This window comes from Arthrobacter sp. DualSoilB13 (assembly GCF_055389195.1).
The window spans coordinates 514,502-533,230 of the sequence record NZ_AP035865.1; the positions used below are offsets into that span (position 1 = coordinate 514,502).

Below are 18,729 nucleotides of genomic sequence, written 5' to 3' on the forward strand. Positions count from 1 at the left end.
TCATGACTGATATAGCGCAACCCCGCCACCACATTGTGGTGATGGGTGTTGCAGGCTGCGGCAAAAGCACGATAGGTGCCGCCTTGGCCGAGCGGCTTGGTGCTGGATTCCTCGACGGCGATTCGCTGCACCCCCAGGCGAACATCAGCAAGATGGCCTCGGGTATTCCGCTGAACGACGACGACCGCGCACCGTGGCTGGCCGAAATCGGCAGGCGATTCCCGGCGTCGAACTCTGCTCTTGTCATCGCGTGCAGCGCGCTCAAGCGCTCCTACCGGGACATCATCCGCAGCGCCGATCCATCCGTGGTGTTCGTGCACCTGCACGGCACCCGGGAGTTGCTAAATGCCCGCATGACTGCCCGTCCCGGGCACTTCATGCCGGCCTCGCTGCTGGACTCACAGCTGGCTACGCTGGAACCGCTCGAGGACGACGAAGCCGGGATCGTTGTGGACATCGCACTGCCTGTGGAGGACATCGTGAATGACGTGACCTCGGCCCTGAGCGGCAAGGGTCCGTTCCTTGTGGACCTCAAAGCGGCCCCGTTCAACCTCGACGACGCCGCGGTGGAGTGGGTGGAGGCGACCATCGGTTCCATGACGCTGGAAGAGAAAATCGGCCAGCTCTTCATCAACCACAACAACGATTACTCCCCGGAGTACCTCGACGGCGTGCTGGAGAACTTCCACGTAGGCGGCATGCGGTATCGGCCGGGGCCCTCTGCAGCCGTGCAGGAACACATCCGCTACGCCCAGTCCAAAACCCGCATTCCGCTGCTGATCGCCTCCAATCCGGAAATGGGGGGCTCCGGCAGTTGCGACGACGGCACGTTCGTTTCCACGCACCTGCAGGCAGGCTCACACCCGGACAAGACCATTGCACGTCAGATGGGCCAGGTGGCTGGCGTCGAAACTGCTGCGCTGGGCTGCAACTGGGCCTTCGCGCCGATTGTGGACATCCACTACAACTGGCGGAACACGGTCATCTCCACGCGGGCCTTCGGAAACACCCCGGACATAGTGGTGGAACGGGCAAAAGAGTACTTCGACGGCATCAGCGAATCACCCACCGTCTGCGCCATGAAGCACTTCCCCGGGGATGGCATTGATGAGCGGGACCAGCACGTGGTCACGTCCTACAACACCCTGGGCTACGACGAGTGGAACGCCAGCTACGGGCACGTGTACCGCGAAATGATCGGGCATGGCGTGCAGTCCATCATGGTGGGCCATATTGGTGCTCCCGAGGTGTCCCGGCATTTCCGGCCAGACTTGTCGGACGCTGAAATCTTGCCTGCCACGCTGGCGCCGGAGTTGTTGCAGGACCTCTTGCGTGGGGAACTCGGGTTCAACGGGCTGGTCCTGACGGATGCGTCCCTGATGGTGGGCCTGACTCAGACCATGAAGCGCAAGGACCTGGTTCCTGCCACCATCGCAGCGGGCTGCGACATGTTCCTGTTCTTCCGGAACCCCGAGGAGGACTTCGGGTACATGCTGGATGGCTACAAGTCCGGGGTCATCAGCGAGGGACGTTTGCAGGATGCCCTGCGGCGGATCCTTGGCCTGAAGGCGAGCCTGGGCTTGCATCTCGCTTCGCGGGAACGGTTGGTTCCGGCGGCCGAAGCCTTGGCTGTTATCGGCAGCGAGGCCCACCGGGCCATAGCTGCTGACATCGCTGACAAGACCGTCACGCTGGTGAAGGACACTGCCCGCAACCTGCCGATCACGCCTCGGACCCATCCGCGAATCCGTCTCTACGGCATCTCCGGGGGCGCCGACTTCACCCGCGCAGATCCTCTGGCTTACCTGGATACCGTCCGGGAAGAACTGGAAGCCGCAGGTTTTGAGGTCAGCGTCTTCCAGACCGCTGAGCAGCGTGAGGCCGCGGGAGAGGCCGGCATGAACTTCATGCGGGTCCTGTCCGAGGAAGCCACCGGCGACTATGCGGAGCGATACGACGCCGCCTTCGTCTTTGCCAATGTGAAGGGCTTCGCGCAGGAGGCCTCCATCCGGATCAAGTGGTCCTCGCCCATGGCCGCCGAGATCCCTTGGTACGCCACGGAGGTTCCCACGGTGTTTGTCTCACTGAACCAGCCGAACCACTTGATCGATGTGCCTATGGTCAAGACCGCCATTCACGCCCACGCAGCAACACGCGAGGCCATTCGCGCAACGATCCAAAAGATCCAGGGTGAGTCCGGATTCCAGGGGACGTTCAATCAGAACGTGTTCTGCGATTCGTTCGATACCTGCCTCTGACAGCAGGCGTTAGCCCGGTACTGCCCACAAGGCGGTGCCGGGCTTTTTGCGTTACTCGGTGAAACCGCCAATTGTGAACGCTAACAACGTTTCATGTCAAGAGTCTTGGGAGCGGTTCTAGTCTGCAATCATTTCGTGATCCACGGCACTTGACCAGCGGTATTGTTAGCGTTCACAATGGCATTCGCATTACATATTCGTGGCATGCGGCATTCAACTGGCCGCAGACCATATATCGCTTCACCGTGCCGGACGCGCAGATGCTCCGGCTGCATCAGAGTTCGCGGCAATGCTGCCGCGGAAGGAGAGCATCGTGAGATTGAAGAAACTCCTGGGCGCCGTAGCGGTTGTCCTTACCTTGACTGTTGGAGCCACTGGCTGCGGTAGTCGCGGGGGCTCGGCCGAGTCCACCAGTAGTGCAAATCCCAGCGATTCGCTGGTTGGCATTTCGATGCCCACCCAGACGTCCGAGCGTTGGATCGCCGATGGCGCCAACGTTGAGAAGTCCCTGAAGGACCTTGGCTACAAGACGGACCTCCAGTTCGCCAACGATGACATTCCCACACAGGTTTCGCAGATCGAGAACATGCTGACGAAGGGCGCCAAAGCGCTCATCATCGCAGCGATCGACGGCACCACCCTGACAGACGTCCTGGCCAAGGCCAAAGAGCAGAACGTCAAGGTGATCGCGTACGATCGCCTCATCAACGGAACGCCGAACGTTGACTACTACACCACCTTCGACAACTACACCGTGGGTGTTCAGCAGGCCACTTCCTTGCTGACCGGCCTGGGCCTGGTTGACGCCAGCGGCAACAAAGTTGAAGGCAAGGGCCCGTTCAACGTTGAACTCTTTGCGGGCAGCCCGGATGACAACAACGCCAACTTCTTCTGGACCGGCGCCATGGACACCCTGAAGCCCTACATGGATGCAGGCACCTTGAAGGTTCCCAGCGGCCAGACCAAGTTCGAGCAGGCAGCCATCCTGCGCTGGCAGGCACCTGTTGCCCAGAAGCGCATGGAAGATATCCTCACCTCCGCTTACAGCTCCGGAACCAAGCTGGACGGTGTGCTTTCCCCGTATGACGGCCTGTCCATCGGCATCATTTCCGCGCTGACCAGCACCGGCGGCTACTCCACCGGCAACCTGCCGGTAGTCACCGGCCAGGATGCGGAGAAGGGCTCCGTGAAGTCCATCATCGCCGGCGAGCAGTACTCCACCATCTTCAAGGACACCCGCCAGCTCGGCGCACAGGCCGTGAAGATGGTTGACGCCGTCCTCAAGGGCACCGAACCGGAGACCAACGACACCAAGACCTACAACAACAAGGTCAAGGTTGTCCCGGCCTTCCTCCTGAAGTCCGTCATCATCACCAAGGACAACTTCCAAAAGGAACTGATCGACTCGGGCTACTACAAGGAAGCCGACGTCAAGTAATCACGTCCCCGGTCTGTGGCCCCAAACCTCTGTGTTGCTGTACGCAGTGCGGCGGGGCCACAGCCTCCCATAGAGCCTGCCCGAGTCCTCGGCCCGGGCCAAGTTCCAACCAGTCAGCGGGAATTGACGATGAACGTACCCATTCTTCAAATGCGAGGAATCACCAAGACCTTCCCCGGGGTAAAAGCCCTTCAGGACGTCACCCTGGACGTCAACCGTGGTGAGGTTCATGCCATTTGCGGCGAGAACGGAGCAGGGAAGTCCACCCTCATGAAAGTGTTGTCCGGGGTCTACGCCCACAACACCTTCGACGGCGACATCCTCTTCGAGAACGAACCCTGCGAATTTTCGAGCATCACCGATAGCGAGAAGCGCGGCATCGTGATCATCCATCAGGAACTGGCCCTGAGCCCGTACCTGTCGATTGCCGAGAACATCTACCTCGGGAATGAGCTTGCCAGGAACGGCTGGGTGGACTGGCGGAAGACCAACCTTGAAGCCGCCAAACTGCTGGCACGTGTTGGCCTCAGTGAAAACCCGGTCACCCCCATCCAGCACATCAGCGTGGGCAAGCAGCAACTGGTGGAAATCGCCAAGGCGCTGTCCAAAGAGGTGAAGCTCCTCATCCTGGACGAGCCCACCGCTGCGTTGAACGACGAAGACTCGGACCACTTGCTGGACCTCATCCTGCACCTCAAGGGCCAGGGCGTCACCAGCATTATCATCAGCCACAAGCTTAATGAGATCCGCAAGGTGGCTGACGCCGTCACCATTATCCGCGATGGCAAATCCATTGAGACACTGCGCCTGGACCAAGGCCAGATCACCCAGGAACGCATTATCCGGGGCATGGTGGGACGCGACCTGGAGAGCCTGTACCCGGACCGGAACCCCAACATCGGCGAGGAAGTCCTCCGCATCGAAGACTGGACCGTCCAGCACCCCCAGGACCATTCCCGCATGGTGGTGAACAACGCCAGCCTCAACGTCCGCAAGGGTGAAGTGGTAGGCCTGGCCGGCCTCATGGGTGCCGGCCGGACCGAGCTGGCCATGAGCGTCTTCGGCCGGACTTACGGGCGGGCAGTATCGGGCAAGGTCTACAAGTACGGCCAGGAAATCGACACCTCCACTGTCTCCGACGCAATCGACCACGGGATCGCCTATGCCACCGAGGACCGGAAGCACTACGGCCTGAACCTGATCGAAGACATCAAACGGAATATCTCCATGGCTGCACTGAACAAGCTGGCCAAACGAGGTTGGGTGGACGGCAACAAAGAGACCACCGTCGCCAACCATTACCGGAAGAGCATGAACATCAAGGCTCCTTCCGTTGCTGCCATCACCGGCAAGCTCTCAGGCGGAAACCAGCAAAAGGTGGTGCTGAGCAAATGGATGTTCTCAGACCCCGACGTCCTCATCCTCGACGAGCCAACCCGTGGAATCGACGTCGGCGCCAAATTTGAGATTTACACCATCATCGCGGAGCTTGCAGCGGCAGGAAAAGCCGTCATAGTGATCTCCTCGGAGCTTCCGGAGCTCCTGGGCATTTGCGACAGGATCTACACCCTGTCCGCCGGCCACATCACCGGCGAAGTCCCCATCGCTGAAGCCACCCAGGAAACCCTCATGCACTTCATGACCCAAGAGAAGGAATAGCGAACATGTCCGCCCTACGAGAATCCCTTGGCTTCCTCACAAGCCGCCTCCGCCAGGTTGGCATCTTCGTCGCCCTGATCCTGATCGTCATCCTCTTCCAGGTGCTTACGGACGGCATCCTGCTCCAGCCGCAGAACGTCACCAACCTGGTGGTGCAGAACAGTTACATCCTGATTCTGGCCATCGGCATGGTGATGGTCATTATCGCCGGGCACATCGACCTCTCTGTCGGTTCCATCGCAGGCTTCATCGGCGCTGTTGCTGGCGTGATGATCGTCCATTGGGGCTGGGCGTGGTGGCTCGCCATCCCGGCCTGCCTCCTGGTGGGTGCGTTGGTGGGTGCGTGGCAAGGCTACTGGATTGCCTATGTAGGTATCCCGGCCTTCATCGTCACCCTTGCAGGCATGCTGATCTTCCGCGGCCTGACCCTCATTACCCTCAAAAACCAGCAGATCACCCCGTTCCCGAACGAGTTGCGTGCCCTGGGCGGCGGCTTCCTGCCTGACATCTCCGGCGGCACGTCCGTCCTGGAATGGCTGACAGTGATCCTGGGCGTCGGCGGTACGGCAGCCATTCTTTTCCAGGCCCTCAAGGAACGCCGGGTTCGCCGCAAGTTCAACCTTGAAAATGAACCGATGGCTTGGTTTGCCGTCAAGAACGGGTTCATCGCAATCCTGATGCTCATCATCACCTTCCTCCTGGCCAGCTACCGTGGCACCCCGATCGTCCTGATCGTCCTTGCTGTCCTGGTGATCGTGTACTCGGCACTGATGAACAACAGCATCTTTGGCCGCCACACTTACGCGATCGGCGGCAACCTCCACGCAGCCGAGCTCTCGGGCATCAAGACCAAGAAGGTCACCTTCCGCCTCTTCGTCAACATGGGTGTCCTCGCGGCCTTGGCCGGGCTGGTCTTCACGGCCCGCCTGAACTCGGCGCAGCCCGCAGGTGGTACCGGGTTCGAACTCGACTCCATCGCTGCGGCCTTCATTGGTGGCGCCGCAGTGCAGGGTGGCATCGGAACAGTAGCCGGAGCCATGATTGGCGGCCTGATCATGGGCGTCCTCAACAACGGCATGTCCATCCTTGGCCTGGGCACCGACTACCAGCAGCTCATCAAGGGCCTGGTGCTGCTGCTCGCCGTCGGCTTCGACATCTTCAACAAGAACCGCACCGGTTCCGGTGGAGGCTCCACCATGGGCCGCCGGTTCAAATGGAAGACCACCCCGCCGGCAACCGAGACCTCCACGCCGGCAAAGGCTGAACCCGTCGCGGTCGACGCGAAGTAGCCGCACATGTCCACAGGGGGAGCGGCGCGAGCTCCCGTCATGGGGGACGTTGCCAGGATGGCGGGAGTTTCACATCAAACCGTTTCCCGCGTCCTGAACAACCACCCGAACGTCAGTCACCAGACCAAGCAACGCGTGGAATCGGCCATCTCCCAATTGGGCTACCGCCGCAACACCGCAGCCCGCAGCCTGGTCACACGCCGGTCCCGGACCATCGGAGTGCTTGCCTGTGAGACAGGCCAGTTTGGGCCCGCGAACACGCTCCTGGGGGTAGAACAAGCTGGCCGGGAAGCAGGGTACTTCGTCAGCATTGCGAACCTCCGCGAAGTGACCGACCACAGCGTCAACGATGCCATGGCGCATTTCCGGAACCAGTCCGTTGACGGGATTGTCATCCTGGTCCCGCATCCGGATGTCCTGGCCGCCTTGCGCGATGTTTCTTTTCCCGTGCCCATCGTTGCTGTCGGGGCCGGTGCAGGAAACCAGTTGACGGGGGCATCCCTGAACCAGCGGCTGGGAGCCCGCCTCGCGGTTGATCACCTGATCGGCCTGGGCCACCGCCGTATTGCGCACATTTCCGGCCCGCCCCACTGGATCGACGCCGCCGAGCGCATCACGGGATGGCAGGAGTCGCTGGAAAATGCCGGTTTGCACGCCGACGTCCTGCTGCGGGGTGGCTGGGATGCGGCCTCCGGCTACCGCGCCGGCCTTGAGCTCATACAGCAGCACACCGTCACTGCCGTGTTCGTCGCCAACGACCAGATGGCAGTGGGTGTACTCCGCGCCGTCCAGGAAGCCGGCCTTCATATCCCGGGACACCTCAGCGTGGTGGGCTACGACGACCAACCCGAGGCTGAGTTCTTCATGCCGCCGCTCACCACCATCAAACAGGACTTCGAGGAACTCGGCCGCCGATGCATGGAAGCGGTGCTGCAGCAACTGGACGGGGACGGGGGAGCGGGCGACCAGATCGTCAACCCCCGCTTAGTGATCCGCGCAACTACGGCGGCCCCACTAAACTAGGAGCCATGACTTCCACGCCTGATACTGCTGCAGCCCGCGCCCGCCTTCTTGAACTCATCAAAGAACTGGCGGTGGTCCGCGGCAAGGTGATCCTCTCCAGCGGCAAGGAAGCGGACTACTACATCGACCTCCGCCGCATCACCCTGCACCACGAGGCCTCCAAGCTGGTGGGTCAGGTCATGTTGGCAATGATCGACGACGCCGGCGTTTCAGTTGAGTGCGCCGGCGGGCTCACCATGGGTGCCGACCCCGTGGGTACCGCCGTGATGCACGCTGCTGCCGACGCCGGCCGTGCCGTGGACGCCTTCGTTGTCCGCAAGGCCCAGAAGTCCTACGGCATGGGCCGCCAAGTGGAAGGTCCCTCGGTTGAAGGCCGCAACGTGGTGGTCCTCGAGGACACATCCACCACCGGCGGGTCCGCACTGACCGCCGTCGAAGGTGTCCGCAAGGCGGGCGGCAACGTAGTAGCCGTAGCGGTAATCGTTGACCGCAACACCGGCGCCAAAGAGAAGATTGAAGCCGAAACCGGAGTGCCGTACCTCTTCGCCTTCGGCAAGGATGAACTGGGCCTCGACTAAGCCTATGCTTGCTGCGTGGACGTTCAGGTAGGGAAGCTCCCGGCGCCGCCGGAGGTGACTGAAAACCTCCCCGCACCGGTGAGCGAGGAACCGGAGAAGGCAGCGGATCCGGGCTCATGGGCCCGGATCCTTCCCTACGCTGCCCGGTTGAAGAAAACGTCCCGCCGTAACTTCCTCATCACCGCCGGGGCTTCGGGGGCGCTCGCAGCGGACATGCTTTTCACCCGTCGTGTGCAGGCCGAGCGGCGAGCCACCAAGATCCTCCGTGTGCCGGATCCGTACTCGGACGTTTACTTTCCCAAAGCCAGCTGGATCCTCTTCCCTGGTTACAAAACCAGCTGGGAAGAGGCTCAATGGATCCTCAACTCGCTGCGCCCCGCCCTGCATCAGCGGGGCCGCCTTGCCGCCGTCGGATATTCCAACCTGGGACTGGACGTGGACGAAATTGTCCGCGAAATCATCCTGCACGTCCGTGAGCTGAAACTGGAGAAGCTGTACTTTTACGGCCACAGTTTCGGCGGCATGCTCGCCACCCAGGTAGCCGCCCGCCTGCTGGAGCTGCACGGCGTCGAGACGCAATTGATCGTCCTGGATTCGAGTCCCTTCAGCCGCGCCGACGTCCTGGACCAGAGCTGGTTCGACGGCGTGGTGTTTCTTTACGAGAATGGCTTCCGCATCCCGTCGGTCCTGCGCGGCGGCTATGAACTGGGGGAGCGCGTGGCGCATAAGGATGAGCGGACGTGGCGGCAAATCCTCGATCAATCCTTGGAGCAGCTCTCGCCGATCGCCCCCTCCAGCGTGCTGATACAGACGGAATCGGCGTACATCTACCACTTTGACGGCCTCCGGCTGGCAGGAAAAATCGGTGGCGCCAAGATGGCCTTCATTGGCAATGCCAAGGACGCCACCGTGGATTATGAGTCGGCGCGTGCGGGGTGGACCAAGGTCTTCGGGCCAAACATGGTGATGCCCACGCTCAGTACGGAAGGCGCCCGGCCCGCCCACGCCAGCCCGCAGTGGAACGGGGGCATCTACCGGCCACTGCTGGAACGCGTCCAGGATGAGCTCCAGCCGCTCCCGCCTGAGCCCCGGGAACCGTCATACCAAGAACCGAATGGCAAGGTCATCCGCCCGGCCTAGGTGAACTTTTGTACAAGTGAGCTCTGTACTCGAGTACAGGGTGGATATACCCGATCCTCCGTAGCGTCGTTCTTGACAGGAAATAAGAACGAATTTCGAGGAGCGAAGTATGAACGGTCTACAGCTCACGGGCATCAGCCGCAGCTTCGGTGACCGCAGGGTCCTCCACGATGTGGACCTCACGGTCCATCGCGGGGAGATCGTGGGATTCATCGGCGGCAACGGTGCAGGTAAGACCACCACCATGCGCGTGATCCTTGGTCTGCTGACCCCGGACCATGGCGAAGTCACCTGGGAGGGCTTGCCCATCACGGCCAGGGACCGGAGGCGCATCGGGTACATGCCCGAGGAACGCGGCCTCTACCCCCAGATGCCGGTGAGGGATCAGATCATTCACTTCGCCTTGCTGGAAGGGCACCAACCCGAAGCCGCGCGTGGGGTTGCAGACGAACTCATAGCCTCCCTTGGCCTCCAAGGCCGTGAGCAGGCACTGGTTCAGGACCTCTCCTTGGGAAATCAGCAGCGCGTCCAGCTGGCGGTCGCCCTGGTTGGTAACCCGGCCCTGCTGGTGCTTGACGAGCCATTCTCGGGACTGGATCCCCTCGCCGTCGAAACGATGTCCCGCCTCATCCGGGAGCAAGCAGACCGGGGCGTCGGAGTTCTGTTCTCCTCGCACCAACTGGAGCTCGTAGAGCGCCTGTGCGACAAAGTATGCATTCTGGACCGCGGTCGAGTGACGGCAAGCGGCAGCGTCGTAGAGCTGCAGGATGACGGAAAGAGCCGCTGGAAACTCGGTTTCTCCCGGGCGGCAGATTCATTCGCCGCCGAAGTGTCCATGGCCCGCGGCGTCAACGTGGAGATCTCCGCGGCTGACCGTACCACCGTGCTCGTCTCCGTGGACGGCTCAGGGCGGGACGTGCCCGGCGAAATCCTCGCAGCAGCGCAACGGCACGGCGGGCTGAAGAGCATCGTGTCCGCACAGAGGTCCTTGGCGGACCTGCTTGCCGGCGAATTCATGCTGTCCCATCCAGGTACCACCCCGGGGGCGGAGCGCTCCCTCGACAAAGTTGGAGTATCGCAATGAGCACAACAACATTTGATCGCACCACCCGCAGCGCCGCTCCCTCGTCCGGCAGTGGGCTACGCGAGACGCGCCTGATCATACGGCGCGAGGTCCTCACCAGGCTGGGGAACCGGACCATTCTCACGGCGACAGGACTACTGGCACTTTTCGCCGGCGCGGCTGCCGGGATCGGCGGATGGTTCCTGGTGGATTCGCTGGGCGGGGCTGGAGCAATGGACTTTGATCCTCGGGCCATCTTCGCCACCGCCATGATCAGCGCATTGCTGGCCTCCCTGGTCTACTCGGCATCGAGCCTGACCTCCGGGGTGGTAGAGGAGAAATCATCCAGGATCGTGGAGATCCTCCTCACCAAGATCGGCATTGTCCCGTTGCTGGCCGGAAAGATGATCGGCATAGGGCTGGTCACCCTTGTCCAGCTGCTGGCGATCGGCGGAACCGCCGTGGTGGGGTTCAGCGTGGTGGGGGGCTGGTCCCTGATCAACGTCGCCGTAGGACCGAGCCTGCTGTGGTTCCTCCTCTGGTTCCTCCTGGGCTACGTGATATTCGCAGCTTTGAACACCACGCTGGCTTCTACTGTGTCCCGACAAGAAGACCTGGGCACGGCGGTCATGCCGCTGTCCGTCCTGCAGATGGTGCTCTTGGTGGTCTCCCTTTACGTCCTGCCCATGAACATGGGGAACCCGTGGCTGGAAGGACTGTCCTTCGTGCCGCTGTTCTCCTCCTACCTCATGCCGATGCGCTTCGCACTGGAAGACGTGTCCACCTGGGAGATGGTGCTTGCCGCCGGCGTATCGGTGGCAGCGATACCTGCCCTGTTCTGGTTGGCAACCGTGATTTACCGGAACAACGCCCTGCGCACCGGCTCCCGTGTCTCGCTCCAGCAATCCCTGACCTCCGACGAGATGGCCTAACCCCCACCCCGTCACTTAGTCCACAAGCCCGAATCATCGGGTCTCTCCAGATAGGAAAAACCATGTCTGACAACAAGCGCAACCAGTCACTGGCCACCAAAAAGCTTCTCCGCAACGTGGCCCTTCTGTTGATCGGTGTCCTGGCCGCGTACGCGGTAACCGCCCTGCTGCTCTGAAGGAGACCCTCATGATGATTGACACGGCCCCGCACCCGCGGTCCATCACGCCGGCCGCCCTCCGCGCGGCCGATGTGGCCACCACCGTCCTTGCACGCCACGGCAGGGAGGCAGTGGAAGAGATTACCCCGGCCGCCTTTGCAGGCCGCAACGGCACCTGGAACATGAAGCTGCGGAGTGGGGAAAAGGTCTTCGTCAAGCAGATCTCCGCGCAAGCCTCCGGCCCGGCGGCCTTTGACCGCTCGGTAGCCTTCGCCGCCTTCGCAGAGCAGTCCCCCCACTTCGCGCCGGCAACGCCACAGCTCATTGGTAGCGACACCGGGAACGGCCTCCTGGTTTTTGAGCACTGCCCAGGAACCAGCCTGGCGCAGCTGCTGGTGGAGGAGACCATGCCGGACAGCTTCCCGGAGGAAGCCGGCGCGTTGCTCGCCCGGCTCCACTCCGGGCCCGCAGTCGGATTGGAACGCTCCGCACCTCCCAGCCCGCCGGTGGAAATGCTCGCAGTTGGCGTTCCGCACGCTCGCTACCTCGACTTCACCATGGCGGAGATGGCCCTCTGGGCTGAACTGCAGAACGATCGGGAACTAATCTCCGCTGCGGGGCTGCTAAGGGCCACGGAACGGAAACACGAGGAACGTCCCATCCATGGCGACCTGCGACTTGACCAGTTCCACTTCCACAACGGGGAGCTATGCGTCCTCGACTGGGAAGAATTCGGACTCGGCGATCCCGCCCGGGACCTGGGAATGCTGGCAGGCGAATGGATCTACCGGGCGGTCCTGGACACGGTCACCACCCGCGGAGGAGCCTCCGCACCCCCTGCCAGGTTCGACGACGAGAGCGCCTCGGCACGCATCGCCGAGCGGATGGCAGCCATTGTTCCGTCAATCCGACGGATGTGGACCTCGTATGTCGATCATGCCAACTATGACGACCCGGACCTGCCGGTTCGGGCTACCGCCCACCTGGGATGGCATCTGGTGGACCGAACCATCACCCGGGCCCCGATGGTCTCACGGCTCCCTGGCATCGAACGGGCTGCTGCGGGTGTTGGGCGCGAGGCACTGCTAACACCTGGCCACTATGTCAAAGCCCTCGGTTTCGAAAGGACACCTCGATGACGGTCATGCTCAACGCTCCCACACAGACTACATTCGAGCAGGTCTCATTCGAACAGGTACTGCAGGTCCTGAAACACCGGATTTCCATCGATGTTCGCGAGCTCACCGCCACCATAGACGCCACCAGACTCAGAGCCACCAGCCACACCGAGCTGCGCTCGCAACTAGCCGGAGCGATCTACACCCATCTGCACATCGGGCACCCAGGGATCGAGACCGTGCCGGGTACAGGCCACCAGGACCTGGCCGCGGCGCTGATTGCAGGCATCCAGCACCGCACGGTTGTTCAGGCAGCGACAGGACAGGCATCCGTTCAGGCAGCGTCGAAGAGGACGAAGTTGGGGACTTCGGTCCAAGGCATTCCGCATCAGGTGGTGGAGCTATCCGGAGTGAAGGTCCTCTTTCCCGAGGAGGCCCTGATACGCAACCCCCTGGATGAGATCGTGGGGGTGCGTGTTCCCAGTTGGCGAAGCCGCACCACCCCCGGATTCCTCCTTGCGCTCGGTGCCCACGGATCCGTGAACCCTGCGGCCGCTTCAAGGCTCTATTTGTCCTGTTCCACGGCAGCAGAAGCTCTTGAAATGTGGCCGAAGATTCTTGGAGCCCTTGCCGCCAGCGGGCTAGGCCACCAGGTCAAGACCCTCTCCTCATCCCTTGCTTTCCCCCGCAGTGACGCGATGGTCATTTACATGTCAGCCAAACATGCGGACGCCGTGGCTTCCCTTGTTCGTCCTGCCCTGAGGTTCTTCACCGGGCGGGACGCCCCTGCCTCGGTTTTCACCCATAGCGTCCACGACCGCCTGGCACTTGCCATGGAACCAAACGATCCGCGGCCGGGGTACCGGGGGCTCAGCTTCGGACAACACCGCTCGCGGGTACTGACGGACGCGCTACTCCGTGCGTCTGTGGAAAAGACCGACCTCCAAGCCGCCTGGGTTCTGGAAGCCCAGGCGGCCTGCATCAACCCTCACCAGCCCGGATACAACGCCAGCCAGTGATGAAACCGGGCAGCGGCCCGCCGCTGCCCGGCACCCAAAAACCTCCCATGAGGAACCCAAAAAGAAAAAACCCATTCCCACTGAGTGGGAAGCAAAGAAAACAGGAGACACCATGTCCAACGCAGTTGTTAACTTCCACCAGGCCAACCTGACCGATCTGGCACGCGCCCACAGCACCTTCGCGGCTGCCGACGAGCTCGGCGGCGACGCTGCCACCGAAGCTCCGGCAACCTCACCGCTGTGCATCGGCATCATTGTTGGCGCCACCCTCGGTGCCGGCTGCTAAGTCACCCCTGGCACCACCGCAACAAAAGCTTTCACCCAGTAGCAACCCCGGACGCACCCAACCACGTGGTGCCATCAAAAGGAGACACCAGCATGACTCACGCCATCACCAACATCCCGCAGGCCGACCTCACGGACCTGGCCCGTGCGCACAGCACCTTCACGGCTGCTGACGAGCTCGGCGGCGACGCTGCCACCGACGCGCCGGCCACCACGCCGTTCTGTGCTGGGGTGATCATCGGCGCAACCCTGACCATGGGCTGCTAGGCAACTCAAACACGGGGAAGGCGCCGGCGAGGTGGTGGAAACATCATCACGCCGGCGCCTCCTGACCCATAACTGACCCACCCACCCCTCGTGAATGCTGAGACCTGCCATGACAACCACTGACAGCAGTCCTCGTCCAATATGGGCGGACCTCACCCTCGAAGCCTTCGGATACTCCAAGGTTGCCCTGATTCTCACAGGCTCGGCAGTCACCCAGGTTATGCCGTTCTGGATTGAGTGGGCGGTTTCAGCGGCGCCGGAAACGGAATTCAAGGTGGTCATGCGGGATTCCGCACAGCGTTTCATCACCCGTCACAGCATTGAGTCCCGCTTGAAATCCCGTGTACAGGCCGATATCTGGGGGGAAGAGCTCATTGCTGCACACATCGATTTGGCAGAGTGGGCGGACCTGATCCTGGTCTACCCGGCAACCCTTGACTACTCATCGCGCCTGGCTCACGGCATAGCCGATTCGCCGTCCTTGCTGGCAGCAATGACAACGGAAGCCCAGGTCTGCATCGCTCCGGCCTTGCCGCCCCGTGCCTTGGCGAGCCCTATCGTCGCCGAGACCCTCGGGAAACTGCGCATGCCGGAAAACTTCCTGGTCATTGACCCCGTCCCTGGCCCCAGCGAGTCCAGCGACGTCGCCCTGGCTTGGGTGCCGCCGTCGTTCCCATCCGTGCTGCGCCGGCTGGAAGAGGAACGGCTCCTCCGTGCGGGGATGACCAAAGAGGCGGCTACTGTATGAGCGCCGCGATGGATTCCCGGCAGAAATCAGTCATCCGCTCCACCCGGACCGAGTTGCTGTCCACCGGTGTATACGAGGTAGGCGGGGCTTATGAATGGGTCCACAGCCTGGGCGTCGGAGCGCCCATCCCTTTCTCGTCCCTGCCCATCAGCATCGATCCCGCGCCCGGCGCTGACCTCTTGGTGGTAGGCATCGGGGGTGATCGCCACCGTTCATACTCGACGCCGGCAGGGTCAACGGTCTTCGACCTCATAACGGCGGGGGTGCCCGCAAACCTCCGGGCGGCAGGGCGGGCATGGGGCACTGCCCTGAGCGTTCTCCATGAAAATGCTTCCCTCATCGACTTTCCGGGAAGTACTCCACGAACCGTCCAGCGGGCGGAGGCCTGGCTGGGAGGTGCATGGGAGCCGGCCCGCGAAGTTTTGGGCGACCCCGGCCTGCAAGAGATCCGTCGATGGATCAAACGCGTACTTTCCGGCCCCCGCCAAGTTATAGCTCACGGATACCCGGGGATGGCCCATTGGGTGGTGACCCCTGATGGTGCAACGGGGTCGCTCCTCACCGGCGAGGACGTGGGGCTTGCCCACCCGGAATATGACATTGCTTGGGTGTTGGGGGAGATGGCGGAGCTGCATGCATTCCACCCTGTGCTGCGTCCAGCCCTTGAAGAACTGCGCGCAGGGTTCCTTGAGACCTGCGGGAAAGCTCCCGGACCGTCCGAGATCGGCCCGGCATTGGCCTTCAGGATCGCCCAGCATGCCTACGACTGGCACCACTATGCCGGCGCAGGAGAGGCTCAGGCGAAGGCACTGCTTCACTTGGCTGGCTGGTACCTGGCCAGCCCGGCTGCGGACACCACCCCGGAGATGCGATGACTACCCCTACGATTCTTGGCACATTGGACGGCCGGGCCGTGCACGGCATGCAGCTGGACAGGGGAACACAGCTGATCGCGGTTCACGATCCCTCCGCGCGCATCCTCTCCGTCAGTCTGGGCGTGCCAGCGGGAATGCGCCATGAAAGGCCGGGGGAGGAAGGCATGCTGCACCTCCTCGAACACATGGTCTACCAAGACAGTGAGAACACCACGGCGTCCGAACGGCAGGCTTCGGTTCAGAAAGCCGGCGGAATCCTGGGCGGGAACACCCACATGGACTACTCCGAATTTTACGAGTCCGGTCCCACGGGACACCTCGAACAGATCTCACGTCGCTTGGTTGAGCAAGTCTTCCAGCCCGCACTGACCCAGGAGCAGATTGCGGAGCAGATAGACGCCGTGGCCACAGAACGGGCGCAGCGTTTGGCTCCGGCACCCGGGGGCATCCTGCCCTGGCCGCACCTGACGGCGCAATATTGGGCGGACCACGCCAACGGTCATGACGGCACCGGAGATCGTGATCTGGCATCCCGGGTCACCAGTGAAAAGCTACACGCACTTCATCGCCGTCTTTATCGTCCCTCGGGGGCGGTTTTGACGGCCGTGACATCTGAAGACCCTCTGAAGACGCTCCGGTTTCTGGCGGCACCGTTCTCTGGAATTTCAGACCAAGCGCCCGTCGTCCCTGTGGTGCAGGAGTCCGTGCGCAGGGGTGGTTCGGCGTCCAGGATCTGTTCCGGCGGAGCCACCTCCACTCGTTTACTTTCCGCCACGGCTGCAGCGTTGGGTCACTCCGCAGGCCCGGATCTCCTCGGTGACCTTGTGGCAGCTGAGCTGCTGTCCCAGCAGGATGGCCTGGACGCCAGCGCCGGCTTGTTTGGCCCGGGGGACCTGACCCGGGATGATCTATTCGTCCTGGTGGACGACACCGGACAGGCCATAGACCCTTCCGAGAGATTCCGGGCGCTCGCGATCGCCGATGATGCGGTGATGATCCTTGCGGCCCGTCGCGCCGTTCTCCGGATGGAAAGGTTCACGCACGATGACCAACGGCTCGCCCGGACCGTCACCCGCGACGTGCTTCTGAGGGGGACGCCGACGTTCGCCGTTGAGCTGGCGGATACACTCGCCAACATATCCGACGACGCCACGCGGCTCAGGCCGTTGGTCACCGCCGCGGCATGGCGTCTCGCCGAGCAGGAGTCCGTGTCAGTCATCGTCCAGCCTTCCGAGGAGGTTCTCCGATGATCATCACTCGCCGCTATCTGGCCCAGGTTGACCGGCGTTCCCGCTTCACCACGGTGTCGATGGGCTGGCGAACCGCTTCCGACGGCGTCCCGCACCTGCGTAGCGCCGTTTCCACGGCAGGTGAACGCTGCGGGCCGGCCCAGCAGCCGGTTGCCTTGACGTGGACGCCCGGCGATGGGGCCGTGGTCATGACTGCCACCCTGCCGGAGGCTGCGGTAGGGAGCTGGATTGACCATGTCATCAATACCGAACCCCCGGGAAGAGGGGAAGTGGGTGATCCCGTGCTTGCTGTGGTGGGTTCTTCCGGCGTTCTGGAAGAGCTTGAGGACAGCGTGTTGGAGCGGGAGGGAGAAGGGCCTCCAATCCCGCAGCCTGCCTTCCGGAGCACCATGAGGCAGACAACGGCCCAGGGATTCGAGCAGACCTTTGTCATTGGGCAGGATCCCGCAGGCGACGTTGGGTTCGCTGCTACTTTTCTTGCCATCTGCCTGGTGGCCGGAGGACCGGGAACCTTGCTGCCAAACGCGATTCAACAGTCCGGGCACCAGGCTGTACTCCAAGCCAGCCGGGGGCTGCAGGCCTCCACACCGACAGTGATGTGGCAGGTCATCACGTCCCGGCCCAACAGTACGGCCATTCTGGACACAGCGCTTTCCGCAGTGGCGGACTACAGGATTGCGGACCACTGGGAAGCAGTGGAGCAGGCAAGGGAGTTTGCGCGGACAAATCTGAACCGGGCGTGGCAGTCCCCGCTTGAACTGGCACGGTCCCTCGCCCACTACGAGGTGATGGGGTGGGGTGGCGAGCTTATCCGCAACCCGGATACGTCCCTCGATGGGGTGCGTTCCGCTGCCATCGAAAAGGCAGTCGAGGGCTTGGTTCGGCCCATTAAGGAGGTCCTTGGACGCAGCTAGTGCGTGGTGATCCTCAGGAATCCAGCCTTGACCGCGAACCGGGGCTAAGGTCCACCAGCCCGCCCTCAACGGCCGCAACAAGAATCTGTACCCGGTCCCGCACGCCGAGCTTCTCCATGACGTTCACGAACCGTGCTTTGATGGTGGATTCGGTCACGAAGAGCTCCGCAGCCATCTCGCGGTTACTCATTCCCCGTCCAAGCAGCTGGATTACCTCCAACTCCTTCTTGGTCAGCGCGTCCACGAGCTTGGGGTCCGGAACAACTTCGGCAGGGACGGACTCCGCCAGCCCTGTCACCACATGCCGTGTCACTTTGGAGGACAATACGGACTCACCTGCCATCACATTATGGATGGCGGCGGTAATTTCTTTGGGCAGCGTGTCCTTGACGAGGTAACCCGACGCTCCGGCACGCAGTAAATCCACCACGTAGCGATCGGTGGAGAAGGTGCTCAACCCCAGGATGGCAATTTCCGGGAATTCTGCATGAATTTGCGCTGTTGCAGCCACGCCATCCATGACCGGCATCTGCATATCCATCAGAATCACGTCCGGACGAAGCGCAGCTGCCTGGACCACGGCCACGCGCCCATCAGATGCCTCGCCGACAACCTCGATGGACGGGTCGGACGAGAGATAGTCCCGCAGGATCTCCCGGGCCAACAGCTCATCATCCACCAACAAAACCCGCGTCATACTGATCCCCCAATGTCA

The 18,729-nt window shown here is 62.3% G+C and carries 18 protein-coding genes; 17 read left to right on the forward strand and 1 reads right to left on the reverse strand.

From position 1 onward, the window contains the following. Window positions 1–2: 2 nt before the first annotated feature. From ACZ5J0_RS02550 to ACZ5J0_RS02630, 17 genes are all read left to right on the forward strand, one after another. Window positions 3–2,258 (forward strand): gluconokinase, GntK/IdnK-type, encoded by a 2,256-nt coding sequence (locus tag ACZ5J0_RS02550; RefSeq protein WP_464094109.1) that lies wholly within the window; start codon window positions 3–5, stop codon window positions 2,256–2,258. Between the two features lie 313 nt (window positions 2,259–2,571). Beyond that, window positions 2,572–3,696, forward strand: a complete 1,125-nt coding sequence (gene chvE / locus ACZ5J0_RS02555; RefSeq protein ID WP_347877617.1) for a multiple monosaccharide ABC transporter substrate-binding protein — start codon at window positions 2,572–2,574, stop codon at window positions 3,694–3,696. A gap of 129 nt (window positions 3,697–3,825) precedes the next feature. After that, window positions 3,826–5,355 carry a multiple monosaccharide ABC transporter ATP-binding protein gene (mmsA, locus tag ACZ5J0_RS02560; protein WP_142936839.1) on the forward strand — a complete coding sequence of 510 codons (1,530 nt, stop codon included), beginning with the start codon at window positions 3,826–3,828 and terminating at the stop codon, window positions 5,353–5,355. A gap of 5 nt (window positions 5,356–5,360) precedes the next feature. After that, entirely contained in the window at window positions 5,361–6,644 is a 1,284-nt protein-coding gene (gene mmsB, locus ACZ5J0_RS02565) for a multiple monosaccharide ABC transporter permease (protein ID WP_464094110.1), read from the forward strand. 39 nt (window positions 6,645–6,683) lie between these two features. Beyond that, complete coding sequence (locus ACZ5J0_RS02570) at window positions 6,684–7,667, forward strand: LacI family DNA-binding transcriptional regulator (protein WP_464094687.1); 984 nt, start codon at window positions 6,684–6,686, stop codon at window positions 7,665–7,667. Window positions 7,668–7,672: 5 nt separating this feature from the next. Then, complete coding sequence (gene pyrE / locus ACZ5J0_RS02575; RefSeq protein WP_159735654.1) at window positions 7,673–8,245, forward strand: orotate phosphoribosyltransferase; 573 nt, start codon at window positions 7,673–7,675, stop codon at window positions 8,243–8,245. 15 nt (window positions 8,246–8,260) lie between these two features. Continuing rightward, entirely contained in the window at window positions 8,261–9,385 is a 1,125-nt protein-coding gene (locus ACZ5J0_RS02580) for a thioesterase domain-containing protein (protein ID WP_464094111.1), read from the forward strand. A gap of 109 nt (window positions 9,386–9,494) precedes the next feature. Beyond that, window positions 9,495–10,469, forward strand: a complete 975-nt coding sequence (locus tag ACZ5J0_RS02585) for an ABC transporter ATP-binding protein (protein WP_464094112.1) — start codon at window positions 9,495–9,497, stop codon at window positions 10,467–10,469. Further along, window positions 10,466–11,380 carry an ABC transporter permease gene (locus ACZ5J0_RS02590; RefSeq protein WP_223941655.1) on the forward strand — a complete coding sequence of 305 codons (915 nt, stop codon included), beginning with the start codon at window positions 10,466–10,468 and terminating at the stop codon, window positions 11,378–11,380. Before ACZ5J0_RS02585 ends, ACZ5J0_RS02590 begins: the two co-directional genes overlap by 4 nt. 187 nt (window positions 11,381–11,567) lie before the next feature. Continuing rightward, entirely contained in the window at window positions 11,568–12,677 is a 1,110-nt protein-coding gene (gene lxmK / locus ACZ5J0_RS02595) for a class V lanthionine synthetase subunit LxmK (protein WP_464094113.1), read from the forward strand. Next, on the forward strand, window positions 12,674–13,675 hold the full coding sequence (locus ACZ5J0_RS02600) for a T3SS effector HopA1 family protein (protein ID WP_464094114.1): 1,002 nt from the start codon (window positions 12,674–12,676) through the stop codon (window positions 13,673–13,675). The genes lxmK and ACZ5J0_RS02600 overlap by 4 nt, the downstream gene beginning before the upstream one ends. A gap of 112 nt (window positions 13,676–13,787) precedes the next feature. After that, window positions 13,788–13,961 carry a hypothetical protein gene (locus ACZ5J0_RS02605; protein ID WP_165450138.1) on the forward strand — a complete coding sequence of 58 codons (174 nt, stop codon included), beginning with the start codon at window positions 13,788–13,790 and terminating at the stop codon, window positions 13,959–13,961. Window positions 13,962–14,053: 92 nt separating this feature from the next. Beyond that, the gene (locus tag ACZ5J0_RS02610) at window positions 14,054–14,227 is read left to right on the forward strand and encodes a hypothetical protein (protein ID WP_165450137.1); all 174 of its coding nucleotides are present in this window, start codon (window positions 14,054–14,056) and stop codon (window positions 14,225–14,227) included. A 109-nt stretch (window positions 14,228–14,336) separates the two neighbouring features. Beyond that, window positions 14,337–14,975: a flavoprotein gene (locus ACZ5J0_RS02615; protein WP_223941658.1), complete on the forward strand. Its 639-nt coding sequence runs from the start codon at window positions 14,337–14,339 to the stop codon at window positions 14,973–14,975. Beyond that, window positions 14,972–15,850, forward strand: a complete 879-nt coding sequence (locus ACZ5J0_RS02620; RefSeq protein WP_464094115.1) for a phosphotransferase family protein — start codon at window positions 14,972–14,974, stop codon at window positions 15,848–15,850. Before ACZ5J0_RS02615 ends, ACZ5J0_RS02620 begins: the two co-directional genes overlap by 4 nt. Beyond that, window positions 15,847–17,100 carry a M16 family metallopeptidase gene (locus ACZ5J0_RS02625; protein WP_464094116.1) on the forward strand — a complete coding sequence of 418 codons (1,254 nt, stop codon included), beginning with the start codon at window positions 15,847–15,849 and terminating at the stop codon, window positions 17,098–17,100. Before ACZ5J0_RS02620 ends, ACZ5J0_RS02625 begins: the two co-directional genes overlap by 4 nt. Beyond that, entirely contained in the window at window positions 17,097–18,014 is a 918-nt protein-coding gene (locus tag ACZ5J0_RS02630) for a hypothetical protein (protein WP_166841247.1), read from the forward strand. The genes ACZ5J0_RS02625 and ACZ5J0_RS02630 overlap by 4 nt, the downstream gene beginning before the upstream one ends. Before the next feature lie 13 nt (window positions 18,015–18,027). Here ACZ5J0_RS02630 and ACZ5J0_RS02635 read toward each other — a convergent pair whose 3' ends face one another. Beyond that, window positions 18,028–18,711, reverse strand: coding sequence for a response regulator (locus ACZ5J0_RS02635; RefSeq protein ID WP_166841248.1), 684 nt, complete (start codon window positions 18,709–18,711; stop codon window positions 18,028–18,030). Window positions 18,712–18,729: the final 18 nt, after the last annotated feature.